Genomic DNA, 14,403 nt, shown 5'->3' on the forward strand with positions numbered 1-14,403 from the left:
AAACTTGAGCATATGATCCGAGCATTCATGTAGGTCGATTTCAACGGATCAAGGAAATCGAGGAGCGAGAGCATTGTCAAATAGAACGTGTGGGAAAAAACAACGAAGACTGAGCCCACATGAGAGAAGGCTAGAAAAAATCGATGAACATCTCCTTGTCAAGAATCACTCCAGACTGTGATATAGGATTGATCCTTAATCGAGATTCGCTCAGTTTGTTGAAAAACAGTCCTTAATTCCTTTTGCCATAACAAACCGAAATACGAAAATACCATTAACTCAACGCATGAAGAACCAGCCTCTGCAAATCGGCGCATCCATCCCACGTCAAGACGCTTATTCCAAGGTTACCGGGCAGGAGAAATTTGCAGCAGATTATTACGGAGAAAACCTCGTCTGGGCCGGAGTGAAAAGAGCGGGAATAGCTCACGGGATTCTCAGGAAAATTGATTGCGAAAAAGCACTCCATGTTCCTGGTGTCGTTTGCGTGCTCACCCATGAGCACGTTTCAGGCACAAATCGGCAAGGGGTAGTCAGAAAAGACCAGCCTGTGCTCGTCAATGACAAAGTTCGCCACTGTGGCGATGCTGTAGCCCTGGTTCTGGCCGATTCCGAAGAAGCTCTTAAGAATAGTCTAGCCCTTATCCAATGCACCTTTGATGAATTGCCGGGCGTCTTCGATCCTGAAGAAGCAATGAAATCTGGCGCACCTCTCATTCATGACGATATTGCTCAGAACGTGCTACTCCACGGTGAAATCAAGACCGGCTCTGGAGTTGATGCAGAAAAAGAGTGCGACATCATTCTGGAAGCTTGCTTCGCTACTCCTCATCAGGAACACGCGTACTTGGAAACAGAGGTTGGATGGGCTTGCGTTGAAGCGGACGGTAAGCTGAAAATCGTATGCTCGACGCAAACGCCGTTTCGTGACCGCATGGAAGTTGCGGAAGCTCTCGGATTGGAATTCTCCGGTATCCGCATTGTTGCGCCCTATGCAGGCGGCGCTTTCGGAGGAAAAGACGGAGTCACTGTTCAGACGCTTTTGGGATTGGCGGCACTCAATGCCGGCGGTCGGCCTGTGAAGATGCACTGGAATAGAGAGGAATCCTTCATTTCGGGCACAAAGCGCCATTCTGCTCGAATGTATTACAGGCTCGGGGCCAAAGCTGACGGAACACTGCACTGTCTTTCCGTCAGGCTTTACTACGATACCGGTCCTTACGATCATCTGGGCGGGGTGGTTCTCACGCTGGGGCTCGAACACTCGGGTGGAGCGTACCGCATTCCGCACGTTTATCTTCGCGGCTGGGCGGTTTACACGAATAATCCCATTGGAGGCGCTTTTCGGGGGTTCGGAGTTCCCCAGGTAAACGCTGCAATGGAACAGATGATGGATACGCTTGCAGCGAAGCTGAATGTAGATCCGCTCGCTCTACGAATAAAAAACGCTTTGCGAAGGGGCGACAAGACCTCTGTTGGGAAAACGCTGGTGTGTTCGACCGGCCTTATCGACTGCCTGCAAACCGTGTCCGGCCATCCTCTCTGGAAGAATCGGAATGCATGGAAATCCGAAGCTCCCCATTTCAAGCGTCGTGGGATAGGCATAGCCGCCGTAATGCAGGGTTCGGGTTATGGCCCGGTGGTGCCCGATTACGCGAATGCAAAGGTGGAGTTGACCGTTGAAGGTACCTTCCGTGTGTATTGCGGCGTAGTTGACATGGGGCAGGGCAACGCCTCCACGAATGCTCAGATTGCGGGAAGCATCCTGGGGCAAAATGCAACATCGATTGAGCCGGTGCTTCCCGACACGGATCGAACTTTGCCCAGTGGTTCGGCTTCTGCGAGCAGGTGCACGTATACCTTTGGAAACGCTCTCATTGGAGCTGCAGAAGCGTTGCGCAAGCGAATTCTCCAGCGAGCAGCGGATCTCCTCATGATTCCGGGAATTGAAGAAATGGTGCTTGTGAACGGGGCTGTCAAGCATCTGACCACAGGTCGGGAAATTAAACTGTCACAGATTGCGCAGTTCCTGAACGACTCGGAGCGCATCTCAGTTCATCATTTCAGAGCACCGGTAGCACAAGAGGATCTAGGCATCGCCGCAAATTTGAGGCTTCACGGCATGCCGCACACTCTTTTCTCCTTTGGCGCACACCTTGCGGCAGTAGAAATCGACGAGTTGACAGGAATTCTTCGGATTGAGCGCTACATGTGTGCAAGCGATTGCGGTAAGGTGATAAACCCTCAGATCTATGCACAGCAGATCCACGGCGGAGTGGGGCAGGGAATCGGGTACGCAATTTCCGAGGAACTCAACCTGAAAAACGGTACAATTCTGAACCCGGACCTGTCTACGTACCTCATTCCCACAACCGAGGACATTCCTGACATTGAATCTCATGCTGTCGAGTTATACGAGCCCACCGGACCCTTCGGGTTGAAAGGAGTCGGTGAAGTCGCAGTGAACGGTCCTTTACCTGCAATTGCCAATGCTGTGGCGGATGCGTGCGGGGTACGTATTCACGAATCACCTCTCACGGCTGAACGTATTCTGAAGGCTCTTCACAGCAAGAATCGAGAGAACACCGAGTGAACATACAATTCACGCTGAATGGAAAGACTGTGGAAATCGAAGCTCCTCCCGACCGCCGGGTTGTAGATGTGCTCCGGAAAGATCTTGGACTCACTGGCACCAAAGAATCATGTTCAGCCGGAGATTGCGGAGCATGTACCATACTGGTGAACGGTGAGACTCGTCTCTCGTGCCTCATGCTGGCAGCTCAGTTGCAAGATCGGGATATTACGACTGTCGAGGGGCTCTCCGATCCGGATTCTCTTCATCCGGTGCAAGTTGCTTTCGTCGAAAACGGTGCAGTTCAATGCGGTTTCTGCACTTCGGGAATGGTCCTCGCTACAGTCGATCTATTAAAGAGGAATCCCCATCCGACCAGGTCGGAGATTCGTGCGGGACTTGCTGGAAACTTGTGCCGATGTACAGGATATCACATGATTGTCGATGCTGTTGAAAAAGCCGTGGAAACTCTGGCATCCGGAGAGGAATCGTGAGGCAGGTCTTCCTTCCCCGAAGCCTGGAGCATCTCTGGGAGCTGCTGGATCGAGAGCCTGAATCGGCATTGTATGCAGGTGGAACCGATTTTCTCGTTCACATGAGATCCGGGAAAGTGAACCCATCACACCTTATTTGTCTGGAGCGAATTCAGGAACTCCAGGGTATACGGAATGACGGTTCTGAAATTTTTATAGCAGCCGCAACAACTCACGCGACAATCCTGGACAATCTTTTCATCAAGACACACTTTCCCGTCTTGAACCGGGCGATTGCCGTGCTTGGCTCTCCTCCGATTCGGCATATGGGAACTATCGGCGGGAATATCGTGACCGCATCGCCTGCGGGAGATTCATTGCCTGCTCTGTATGCTCTTTCTGCAGAGGTTGAAGTTCGCTCATGCTCTGGTCCGAGACGTATCGCTCTTTCGGATTTTATCCGGGGACCGGGCAAAGTTGCCCTCTCTCATGGAGAAATAGTCTCGGGAATATGGTTGCAGAAAGACGCTGATTGGACTGTCCAGCATTACGAAAAAGTCGGAAAACGGCAGGCTCAGGCATGCTCTGTCGCAAGTCTCGCAGCGCTGCTTCGTGTGGAAGCAGGTATCGTGAAACGTGCAAGACTGGCTTGGGGCAGTGTGGGACCGACTGTCGTGAGATCGGACAAGGTGGATGACTATCTTGCAGGAAAGCCTCTGAACCTGGAAGTGCTGCAATCCATGGGAGAGATCATCGAAGAAATCGTTTCTCCAATCAGTGACATACGTGCATCCGCGGATTATCGCCGTATGGTCTCCAAATCGCTTGTACTGAGACTCTCTCTTTACAACCAAACCAAATAACATGGCTCATGCCGATGCGTTTTCAAAGCAGTAAGACTCGGGGAACCATTTTCTGTAAATGGATTATGCACTTAGCTCAGGTCCGAATTGAAAGCATTGCCTTCATCAACTGACAAATATGGTCTGGGTATTGCGAGCGCAGCCGCTGTAGGGGTCCCGCGAACACGCGGGATGCCTGCCTTTCTCGGAATGACCGGCACGGAGGCCGGCCACTACCGGGCACCCACAAGGAAAGTGTCTCAAAATTCATGAATAGACAAAGAATCGTGGCACGATTCTCCATCCGGGTAGGGGCAGACCAATGTGTCTGCCCTGATTTGGGCGGACGCTCTGGTCCGCCCCTACAGTCAGGCCGGAACGATGATGAGAATTTCGTGCCACGATCCAGGGTAAATTTTGACTTTTGAGACACTTTCCAAGGGGCGCCCTTACTGATCCGCATTGACCGTGATCCGCGGGATAATCCATTTGCGAAAAAGGTTTCCCGAGTCTTCCTTCTTTGATTGCGAATCGTTACAAAATCACATCCGATCATAAGAGAGGCAATAGTTTGGGTGTCCCAGAAAAAACCAATTTCTTGTTTTCAAGAGAATTTATCACGCTGAATGCAATCACGTTTCTGACCTACTGCAACATTGCCGTCTTTTTTCAGTTTCATGAATATCTCGGCACGCTTCCTATCGCCCGGGACCGCTTCGGAATACTCATCTCGTTATTCGCACTTTCCGCGGTAATAGCACGTCCGCTGGTGAGCCCGTTTCTTAATCCTTCTAATTCCGGCAAATGGATAGGAATAAGCTCTGTACTCGTAATAGGCTCTCTCTGGCTGTACTCGTTTGCTGATGATTTCTTCACAATGGCCTGCGTCCGTTTATTACATGGAGCAGTTCATACGATACTTGCCGTTGCGGTGCTCAGTCGTATGGTGGGATTTATTCCCAGAGAGCGCAGCGGTCAGGCGTTCGGTTTGCTTTTCGTAGTCGTGCTTCTGCCGTATGCAGTCGTTCCGCCAGTACTGGAACCACTCACGCGTGGGCTTGGCGGATTTGGGCACGTGCTGGAATTTTCCGCTGCCTGCATGGCTCTCGTATTTCCTTTGCTCTGGTTGGGAAATCGGAAAAGTCCGATTACGACTCTTCCTGCCGCGGAGTCAATCAGTCTTCGGGAAACGCTGCACAACCTGAAAGACTTCAGGCTCCTGATGGTATTTTTGATTGCGGTGATTGTATGGACCGCATTCACGCCGGTTTTTTATTTTCTCAAAGGCTTTGGAGAGAAACTTGGAATCGATAATCCGGGCTGGTTTTTCACGTTATCGACACTAACGGAAATTTTCGTTCGCATTACGGCGGGTTCCGTTTTCGATAAATTTGATAAGGTGAAATTGCTCCTCGGATCGCTTCTCTGGACCGGACTGGGGTATGCCGTTCTATCTCAGGTATCGGGAGAATGGGGCTTGTATGCGCTTGGTCTCGCTCTTGGCATTGGCTGGGGAATTTCCATGCCCTTGCTGAGCAGCCTGACGTTCGATTATTCGCAACCTCGATTTCGAGCGGTGAATTCTAATCTCACCATGCAAATGTTTCAGCTTGGGTTCTTCTTGGGGCCGGCGCTGGGCGATGCAACCCTTGTGCACTGGGGATATGAAACGCTTTATCTCGTATGCTCGGGAGTTATGATTATCGGAACGGTGGCGGGCTTGATGCTCATTTGGCATCCGAAAAGGTTCGCATTGGAGAACCGATAAACAATCGATTTCTTCAAGTGTCGAAAAAGAGAGAAGACTGTATCCGATGATCGATACCATTTCGCAGTTATGCGTATAAGATAGCGAAGGCTGGGGTGTTTTGAGCGGAGTGATGAGACGGCTTTGCGTCGTCCGGAGCGACGGATACCCCCAGCCTCTCAGATTATGAAAAGAAAAGCGAATCGGAATGAGATCGGATCTGACGGAGTCGCCATGAAATCAACAACGATTACTCTGGGGATCAGGAAATTCCGGGTGCCTGAGGAGAATGCACGGCTCATCAATCTCATTACTTCGCGGTACGAGTCGGCAGGGATAGGTTCATGGTTGATTGTACGTCATTTGATCGGGTTCAGTCTTTCAGATTTGCTTGCGTTCTTGAATTGGCAGGCAACCGGTCAGAAAGATCGGACCCGACGATTCGAAAGCTCCAAAGACTTTGAACACTGGAACGAAAAATTTCATAGGATAGCAGCGGAAATCAAGACCGAATCCAAGCTCGGAGTAACCGACATGAACCATTGAGCCTTTACGGACGCTTGCTTTGTGCTTTCAGCCGCAAATCCTCATCAATGTGCTATTATTCCAAAACGAAATCGGCGTTCGTGTCGGCCGGGGTCAAAGTTATTGGCTTCAGGAAAGGACTTTGGTCGACAGCCGCGGTCGCAAATACCAAATTTCAGGAATCGTCAGTGTTTCTTCAAACCATCCTGGGACGTTATGTATTCCGGGAAATCTCGGTATCGTTCCTGTTCTGTTTTTTGGTCTTTCTCGTTACGGGATTGATAGCAGGTTTTCTGCCTCTGCTTCAAAAAGGTTTGGAAGCAGGGATGGAATTGACGCTGATCCTGTTTCAGGTGCTTATTCACGCATTACCCGGAACACTCGTGTCGGTCCTCCCTCTCTCGCTTACCGTAGGAATACTTCTGGCGCTCGGAAGGTTGACAGCGGATAACGAAGTAGCCGCGATAAAATCAGCCGGAATTTCGGTATCCAAACTTTTTCCACCTGTGCTGTTTCTCGCGTGCATAGGGTTCAGCCTCAGTCTCTTGTGCACGCTCGTGCTTATCCCAAGCGGGATAACTGCCGGCAAAACACTTATGCAGGAAGCGGCCAAGAAACGACTCGATGCAGGAATAGAAGAACGTATCTTCTTTGATTCACTGAAGAACCTCATCCTTTATGTTGAGGAAAAGGACGGGGCTACAGGAGTGATGAGTCGGGTGTTCATCAGAGAATCATCCGATCCTGACGACATAAAAACGATTATTGCGCAAAAAGGAAAAATGGCCCCTGATCCGGAAGGAAAAGCGCTCATCCTTGAGCTGCGCGACGGAACGATCATAAAAGAAAATCAGAACGGAGATTCAACTGGAAGCCTTGCTTTTGAAAGCTACGTATTCAAGTACAATCTAGACAAGAATCCCGGAAATGAAAGTCACAAGACTTTTGAAGAATTGCCGATTTCCGCTATTCGGAAAGAAGTGAATCTGGCTGAAGAGCGCAAACCGACTGCAGACCCGGTAACGGCGGGGTATTACAAGAGAGTTATGCTCATGGGCCATATACTCATTACTCAGCGATTCACTCATCCCCTGGCGTGTCTTGCCCTTGCACTCGTTGCGTTTCCCATAGGGTTGCTCAATCTCGGCAAAAGCAGGTTAAACAACGTGTCTCTCGGGCTGGTTATCATTTTTGCTTACTACGCTGCAACCCTGGCCACGGAAAGAATGGCCCGGTCCGGAATCGTTCCTCCAGAAATCATTATGCCGCTCCCAGGCGTTTTTTTTGTAAGTACCGGATTTCTTCTTACGCGTTACGTGCGGTTGGAACGAGTACCAGATCTTTTGCACCTTACTCGGCGATTGGCATTTGGTATTCAACGAACCAAATCCTGATTCAATGAGACGCGAACTGATTCGCAGCCCTTTTCTGTCCCGCGATGCTCGCAGATTAGAGGAATTGCTAAAATTAGTGTCCGATTGAGGATGTAGGAGTATTGGTGGGTGCCGGCCTCCGTGCCGGGCACATCTTCAATATTATCAATGATATGTACAAAATGGGCTGGCAGGTAGAGATTGTCTCAAAAGTCGAAATTTGTCTCAGATCGTGGCACGAAGTTCTCATCGTCCTGATGGGCTGATTGTAGGGGCGGGCCTAGTGTCCGCCCAAATAAAGGGTAGGCACTAGGCCTACCCAACAAAGATGGCGAATCGTGGCACGAAGTTTTGTGGATTTATGAATTTTGAAACAGTTTCGGGGCGCCGGTCCCCACTGATATCTTGTATGCGAGCGGAGGATAAACGTTAGAACTTCTTGGCAATGGCTCTTAAGACATTCTGCTCTTTCCGAGTAGCCCTTGTTACCGGGAAAATCCTGGGTCAACAACCGATCCCGAGTACTCGTGCTGTAATTGTATTCTGTAATAGAAAAAGAATTCGGAACATTATGAGGAAAATAGCACAATCATAATGAACAACATCGTTTTGATCTTTGTGAAATGATTCTCAACGAGTCTTAATTATTAGTTAACTCAACTATCCTTAATTGTCGCCAAACGAAATTCCGCTAATTGCTTTTCGCGATTTCCTCAAGGCCAAAGATGTTTAGACTGCACAAACCATCGTTCAACGCGCATCAGTAAAGGGAAAAGGTGATTTGAATACCAAAAGTTGTCGCCATTATTCTTGATTTCAGCCGCTTAGCTATGCTATACTCCGTAGCGAACACCTTTGAGAATAAAACGGTAGCAGTCCTTAATAGAAAGGCCTTTTTATTAAGGAACTCTTCATGAATTTGGTCGCCAAATTCATGGTTTTGCATTTTTTGACCATGCAGAAGTGACGTTTGATGGCTGAACAGAACCCCATACAGCCTTCGTGAAATTTTGAGAGAGGCGGTCTCCACTCATACAATGTTATGCAATGCGCACGATGATCTCACGGCCAACAATGTGAGAATCCCGGGCGGGACCGAGAGGAAGAACACTGAAGACGAAAGATTTCTCAAGTTCTGCAGAAACGCCCGGATCTGATTATTCGGAAAACAATCATCCGGAAGACCTTTCGGAAGTGATGGATTTTTCCAGTTACGACCTGCGAACAACCATCCGTCTGATCGTGCTCAGCGGTGAATCAAGAAGAATAGACGTGAAGAAAGGTAGCCGAGAAGGCGCCATTTATGTACGAGAGGGCGAGATATCCAGGGCCGTTGCCGGAACTCTCCTTGGTGACGAGGCGTTCTTCGAGATTTTATCCTGGAAGAACGAGACTCATACCGATTCTCTTAATACAGAGGATATGGGCAAAAATGTCCGAATACCGACCACAATCTTGGTCGACCTGCTGAAAGGTCGATCTATAAGCACGGATCGTGATTAGAGTGCCTGTTTCTCCACGTAGTAGAAATATGCCGTACCCGCAATGCCTCTTTGTGAAGGAGTTTCCTGTTGACGGAGCGCAGGGTCCTCATAATAGAACCTGAAGACACCCTCCTGAAAATATTCCAGGAATATTTTTCACAATTAGGGGGTGGCTACCTGATTCAACAGGTTCATACTGTTTCAGCCGCACTGGATCTGGTTCATCAGAATTCGATCGAGGTGGCTGTTCTGGATCATCAGGGGCCTGGGCGGCTTGATTGTATAGAGTTCCTCCGCGTTTTGAGAGACCACAAATGTTACACGCAAGTTATTGTCATAGCTGACGAACAGTTCAAGCCTCTCATGCTTCCGGTATTGTCACTCGGCGCTACCAATTTCCTTTTGAAGCCCCCCGACGCGAGCCTGTGTGAATTGGTGTTTCACATGCTTCAACCGCAGCAGGGATTCATCGGCCGAGTTGTGTCGATGAAACTCGAAGATGTGATTCAAATGTTCTGTTATCGAAAGGAAAGCACACTTCTTTGGGTATTCCATGAACGCGCGAAAGGAATGATATACGTTCACGACGGAGGCATCATTCACGCGGAGTGTGACAGTCTCAGTGGAGTAGAGGCATTTTATGAGATTCTCGGTTGGGAGGGTGGAGAGTTTCTATCCCAGGTGGCTCTTTCCGTACCCGAGAGAACTCTCTTCATGGATTGGCAGAGTCTGCTCATGGAGGGCATGCGACAAAAAGATGAGATTCGTCATGCCCTTGGCCCTATTTCGGAGATACCCGGTTCGGCCGCAAAAGGGAACAACTCCCGCCCGGGTGCTATGGAATCTGTTCAAGAAAGCACCGGACCTGCCAAGCGGGTCATGATCGTCGATGACTCTCGGTTCATTCGGAAAATAGTGCAAGAAATACTGCAGTCGGATCCAGGGGTAATCGTGGCTGGATATGCGACGAATGGACAGGAAGCTCTCGCCAAAATTGACGAGTTGAAACCCGATTTGATTCTCCTGGACTGGGACATGCCGGTCATGAAGGGAAGCACCACATTGATGCACATCATGATCCGCAGCCCTTGTCCCGTCGTTATATTGAGCGGGTTCGTCGGCGGAGTGGGTGCCAATCCGTTCGACTTATTATGTCTGGGAGGAGTGGATTTCCTGAGAAAACCTCAGAACAACTGGCGAATGGATGGGCGTGCCGACGATCTTGTACGACGCATAAAAGAGGCAAGCCTGATCAAGTTTGAACGCATACGGCGTGTGAAAATCCCGCCGGCGATCCAGAAAGAGGTGTCTGAAGAAGCCAAAGGAAATCCCAGCAATTTCTTGACAATTGTATGGGCTTCTACGGGAGGCTCAACCGATTTGATCCGAACCATACCTCTGTTACCGGAAGATCTACCGACATGTTTAGTGGTTTTGCATGATATGCAGCAAGAGGCAATAGGCGCATTTATCGATTACCTCCAAAGACGGAGCAGAATAAGAGTTCGGCCTCTTGTATCGGGTTTAAGCCTGCTAGACGGGACCTGTTACATACATCCGTCTACAGTTCCGGTGGAACTTATGAAGAACGGAAATCAATTTGTCTTGAAAGTCGTTCCGGAACTCAGGGGCATACCTGTGCTCGATCATTTCATGGTTTCAGCATCCAAAAGTTTGGGTGGTAATCTTGTGTCGGTAATGCTATCAGGCGGCTCGGACAACGGAATTGAAGGTTTGCGAGCCGTGAAACAGGTACAAGGAATTACCGTGGTCCAGGATCCCATGTCCAGCATGGACCCGAGAATGGCCGAAGCAGTCCTCCAGGAAGGGCTTGCGGACTACTCGTGCCCGGCGGATTCTCTGGTAGAGACACTGACGAATATAATCCGGCTGGCGGTGACGTCCTGACGAGGTACTCACGAGGAGGAAAATTCCCATGAACGGTAGGGACCAGTATAGAAAGACAGCTCCGGAATCAGAGGAAAACGTTCAGATGATCAGTTTTTCCATTGGATCTGAACGTTTTGGTGTACCCATTCTGGTGGTTCAAGAGATCATCATGATGTCGACAATTACGGAAATTCCCAATTCCCCGGACTTTGTCGAGGGCGTTATCAATCTCCGGGGAAATATCATCCCGGTAATTGATCTGAGAAAACGACTTCGCCTGAGAGGATATGCTAAAGAAGTTTCAGCCACCCCGAAACCGGGAACCCGTATACTTGTGGTGGAGATAGAAGGCAATGTCACGGGTTTTATAGTGGACTCGGTTGCCAAAGTGATCACGATTCCCGCTTCCAGGATTGCCCCTCCGCCGGACATAATCGTTGCAGGGGTCCAAAGCCTGTACATCAGTGGCGTGGTCCACCTGGATCAAGGGATTCTTGTCATACTCGATTTCAGAAGAATTCTTTCCATGGAGGAAAGGGATGCGCTGGAAGGTGTAGCGCGAGCCGTTCCTCAAGCAGTGGAAAGCATAACACGATAAAGAGACTGCCGTTTGTCATGATAATCGGTTTTCCCGGTGATCGAGATCACCCCTAGGAGGAAGGGACATGAAGGTATTAAGATCATTTTCTCTCGGAGGGAGCCTCAGGAACAAACTTCTGATTTGGTTCCTTTTGATTGCTATTGTACCTTTTACTGTATCCGGCTTGATTGGTTACTGGACCATTACTACTGAAGCGGAGAATTCGGCCAAACGCGAGCTGAAAGCTATTGCCGAGTCTGCCGCAACATCACTGAACGTTTTCATGAACGACCGCGTCACGGACGTGTTGGTCTGGGCCGACCAGAGGCTTATGAAAGAGGCGCTCGAGGTTGCTGAAGTCCGGGAGGACGCCTCGGAAACAATGCGTGAAATGGTCAAGCTCTATGGATCGTATATAGCGCTGTTCCTTGTCGACACACGGGGTAACTGTATCGCATCGAGTTGGCCGGCTTCCGTCGGATCGGACTTGTCCGGTCTGGAAACCTTCAAGAAAGCTAAGACGGGCAAGCTGGATATTACTGATGCACATTTCGACAAACTGGCAGAACAGATAGATCCGAAATCCAAAGGGTGGACACTCGGAATCGCTGCTCCCGTTAAAATCGGTGGCAATGTAACAGGGGTTGTTTTGGCGTTTCTGAATTGGGCACCGATCGAGCAAATCGTTCTCAGTACAAAAGTGGGAGGCTCCGGTTACATTTGGGTTACCGACAAGAAACCTACCCCTATAGTTCACCCGTCTCGAGATATTTACGGCTTGCCTGTCGGAGGGCCGAAAATCGGTCTCCCGACACTTGAAAAGGCAATAAAGAGTAAAGAGACTGAGCACACGTATTCGTTCACAAACGTCAAAACCGGCAAATTGGACGATAAATTTGTCGGTGTAGCGTATCCGGGAGCATATGGAAACTTTCCCGGCCTGGGGTGGATAATCGGAGCCGGCGCTGATAAATCGGAACTTATGTACTATTTGCCGATCATCGTAAGAAATAACACCATCATTGCCGTCATCGTTCTCATCGCGGTCTTCATGATGGCCCTTTTCGTTGCGGCTACAATTTCCCGGCCGATCACCAGATTGGCGGGTACTATGGCCCAGGTAGGCGACAATCTCGATTTGACCTTGCGTGCTCCCGTGGGATCGAAAGATGAAACGGGTAGAGCCGCCGAGACGTTCAACGGACTGCTGGAACGGCTTCAAGGAGCATTTTCCACGGTGCTTGACGGTGTCTCCAGGGTGCGGCAATCGGCCGGAAACGTGAACCAGATCACGCAAAACATCGTGGTGAACGCAACCGCTCAGGCCGAACGAGCTCGAAACGTTCTCGACAGAATCGCGTCCATGGGAGAAACCGCGGCGCAGGTTTCGACGAATGCTCAAGATACCCTGCGTTCTGCAACAGTCACGCATGATTCGCTCCAGAAGATGTCAGGCGAAATGGAAGGCATGGCACAAAGTGCCGGTGAGCAGGACCTTCAGAGCCGTGAAGGTGAGAACATCGTTGATGCTATGGGCGCAACTGCACGTGAGGTTGCCGGAAAGGCCGGCGAGCAGTATTCCGCAGCTCAGGAGACAGCCGAAGCCGTCAAGCGTATGGTGCAAACCATCGATGAAATGGCCAAAAGCGCAGTTGAAGCAGCACGTCAATCTGATATCACTGACCGATATGCCCGTGAAGGAGGTCTGGCCGTCGACAAAGTGGTCGAAGGTATGAAGGCCATTGCAGAGAGCTCCGAGCAGATCAACGAAATCATGGTCGTTATTTCGTCCATTGCAGAACAGACCAACCTTCTCGCTTTGAACGCTGCAATCGAAGCTGCTCGTGCAGGTGAACACGGAAAAGGTTTTGCCGTCGTTGCGGATGAAGTCCGAAAGCTCGCAGAAAGAACGGCTGAATCTACCAACGAAATCGCAGACCTCATTAAAGCCAGTAATAAGAGAGTCGAGGAAGGAGAGCGGCTGTCCGCCACAAGTCGTGAAGCTCTGAACCAGATTCAGGACGCTGTGGCCAGAACCAATACGCTCATTTCGGGTATTACAGAAGGTACACTTCGAGAAGCGGACGATGCGGCCGGCGTTCAAAAAGCTATGGAACGACTGACAGGTCTGGCCCAGGACATTCTCGGACTCACAGGAGAGCAGGGCAAACGTAGAGAGCGCGCTGCTTCCATTATGGGTGAAATTCGTCAACTCAGCCGAAACGTTCTGGAACGTGCCGGAAGCCAGGTGGAAGCATCTACTTCAGTTACGCAGGAAATGGAAGGTGTTACGTCCCGAGCTGAAAACATTACCAAGTTGACCGGTCTTCAGACGGAGCGTGCTGCGGTGCTGAAACAGATCATGGCCGATATGTCAGACGTTGCAACCATGAACGCGAAAGGAGCGGCTGGCGCATCTCAGACAACTGAGGAACTCGCCCGAGTTGCAGAAGAACTGGGGCAATTGGTTGAACAGTTCCGAATTAGCAGAGAAATTTAACTGACATCTTTGTTATTTTTGACACGCGGGTGTTTTGAGAGGTGAGGAATGTCTATGCGGGTCCTAGTAGTCGATGACTCCGGATTCATGCGAAAGAGAATAATTGAAGAGTTGCGTTCTCACGGTCACGCGATAGTAGGAGAGGCAAAGAGCGGTGATGAGGCGGTCGAGCTCTACAGGACCCTTAAGCCCGATCTGGTGACGATGGACATCACAATGAGGGAAAAGGACGGGATAACCGCGGCCAAAGAAATTCTTGGAGAAGATCCCAAGGCCAATATCCTGTTCTTGACCATTCTGAATGACGACAAGTACAAATCGGAAGCTGAGAGACTGGGTGCCAAAGGGTTCGTCAACAAGACCGACACGCCTTCTATCACCAAAGCGATCAAGGAAATCGAAGAGAAGCAGTAGACT

Annotated in this window: 11 protein-coding genes; all 11 read left to right on the forward strand. The window is 50.0% G+C overall.

Annotated elements, in window-relative coordinates; translation table 11 throughout:
* Nucleotides 1–286: 286 nt before the first annotated feature.
* The 11 genes from DESTI_RS23855 to DESTI_RS23910 all read left to right on the forward strand — a co-directional run bounded on the left by DESTI_RS23855 (nt 287) and on the right by DESTI_RS23910 (nt 14,400).
* Complete coding sequence (locus DESTI_RS23855; RefSeq protein ID WP_014812537.1) at nt 287–2,593, forward strand: xanthine dehydrogenase family protein molybdopterin-binding subunit; 2,307 nt, start codon at nt 287–289, stop codon at nt 2,591–2,593.
* The gene (locus tag DESTI_RS23860; protein WP_014812538.1) at nt 2,590–3,066 is read left to right on the forward strand and encodes a (2Fe-2S)-binding protein; all 477 of its coding nucleotides are present in this window, start codon (nt 2,590–2,592) and stop codon (nt 3,064–3,066) included. The genes DESTI_RS23855 and DESTI_RS23860 overlap by 4 nt, the downstream gene beginning before the upstream one ends.
* The gene (locus tag DESTI_RS23865) at nt 3,063–3,908 is read left to right on the forward strand and encodes an FAD binding domain-containing protein (protein ID WP_014812539.1); all 846 of its coding nucleotides are present in this window, start codon (nt 3,063–3,065) and stop codon (nt 3,906–3,908) included. Before DESTI_RS23860 ends, DESTI_RS23865 begins: the two co-directional genes overlap by 4 nt.
* A gap of 550 nt (nt 3,909–4,458) precedes the next feature.
* The gene (locus DESTI_RS23870) at nt 4,459–5,655 is read left to right on the forward strand and encodes an MFS transporter (RefSeq protein WP_014812541.1); all 1,197 of its coding nucleotides are present in this window, start codon (nt 4,459–4,461) and stop codon (nt 5,653–5,655) included.
* Nucleotides 5,656–5,868: 213 nt separating this feature from the next.
* Nucleotides 5,869–6,180 carry a hypothetical protein gene (locus DESTI_RS23875; RefSeq protein ID WP_014812542.1) on the forward strand — a complete coding sequence of 104 codons (312 nt, stop codon included), beginning with the start codon at nt 5,869–5,871 and terminating at the stop codon, nt 6,178–6,180.
* A 167-nt stretch (nt 6,181–6,347) separates the two neighbouring features.
* Nucleotides 6,348–7,553: an LptF/LptG family permease gene (locus DESTI_RS23880; RefSeq protein WP_157212258.1), complete on the forward strand. Its 1,206-nt coding sequence runs from the start codon at nt 6,348–6,350 to the stop codon at nt 7,551–7,553.
* A 1,173-nt stretch (nt 7,554–8,726) separates the two neighbouring features.
* Nucleotides 8,727–9,035, forward strand: a complete 309-nt coding sequence (locus DESTI_RS23890; protein ID WP_169316395.1) for a DUF4388 domain-containing protein — start codon at nt 8,727–8,729, stop codon at nt 9,033–9,035.
* Between the two features lie 68 nt (nt 9,036–9,103).
* Nucleotides 9,104–10,924 carry a chemotaxis protein CheB gene (locus tag DESTI_RS23895; RefSeq protein WP_014812545.1) on the forward strand — a complete coding sequence of 607 codons (1,821 nt, stop codon included), beginning with the start codon at nt 9,104–9,106 and terminating at the stop codon, nt 10,922–10,924.
* A 28-nt stretch (nt 10,925–10,952) separates the two neighbouring features.
* Nucleotides 10,953–11,504, forward strand: coding sequence for a chemotaxis protein CheW (locus DESTI_RS23900; RefSeq protein WP_014812546.1), 552 nt, complete (start codon nt 10,953–10,955; stop codon nt 11,502–11,504).
* A 67-nt stretch (nt 11,505–11,571) separates the two neighbouring features.
* Nucleotides 11,572–13,986 (forward strand): methyl-accepting chemotaxis protein, encoded by a 2,415-nt coding sequence (locus DESTI_RS23905; RefSeq protein WP_014812547.1) that lies wholly within the window; start codon nt 11,572–11,574, stop codon nt 13,984–13,986.
* 48 nt (nt 13,987–14,034) lie between these two features.
* Nucleotides 14,035–14,400, forward strand: a complete 366-nt coding sequence (locus tag DESTI_RS23910) for a response regulator (RefSeq protein ID WP_085930223.1) — start codon at nt 14,035–14,037, stop codon at nt 14,398–14,400.
* Nucleotides 14,401–14,403 lie beyond the last annotated feature (3 nt).

Source organism: Desulfomonile tiedjei DSM 6799 (assembly GCF_000266945.1).
Lineage (GTDB): Bacteria > Desulfobacterota > Desulfomonilia > Desulfomonilales > Desulfomonilaceae > Desulfomonile > Desulfomonile tiedjei.

Coding starts and splice junctions, on each gene's coding strand:
- DESTI_RS23855 (WP_014812537.1), top strand. CDS start 287: ATGAAGAACCAGCCTCTGCAAATCGGCGCATCCATCCCACGTCAAGAC.
- DESTI_RS23875 (WP_014812542.1), top strand. CDS start 5,869: ATGAAATCAACAACGATTACTCTGGGGATCAGGAAATTCCGGGTGCCT.
- DESTI_RS23900 (WP_014812546.1), top strand. CDS start 10,953: ATGAACGGTAGGGACCAGTATAGAAAGACAGCTCCGGAATCAGAGGAA.
- DESTI_RS23905 (WP_014812547.1), top strand. CDS start 11,572: ATGAAGGTATTAAGATCATTTTCTCTCGGAGGGAGCCTCAGGAACAAA.
- DESTI_RS23910 (WP_085930223.1), top strand. CDS start 14,035: ATGTCTATGCGGGTCCTAGTAGTCGATGACTCCGGATTCATGCGAAAG.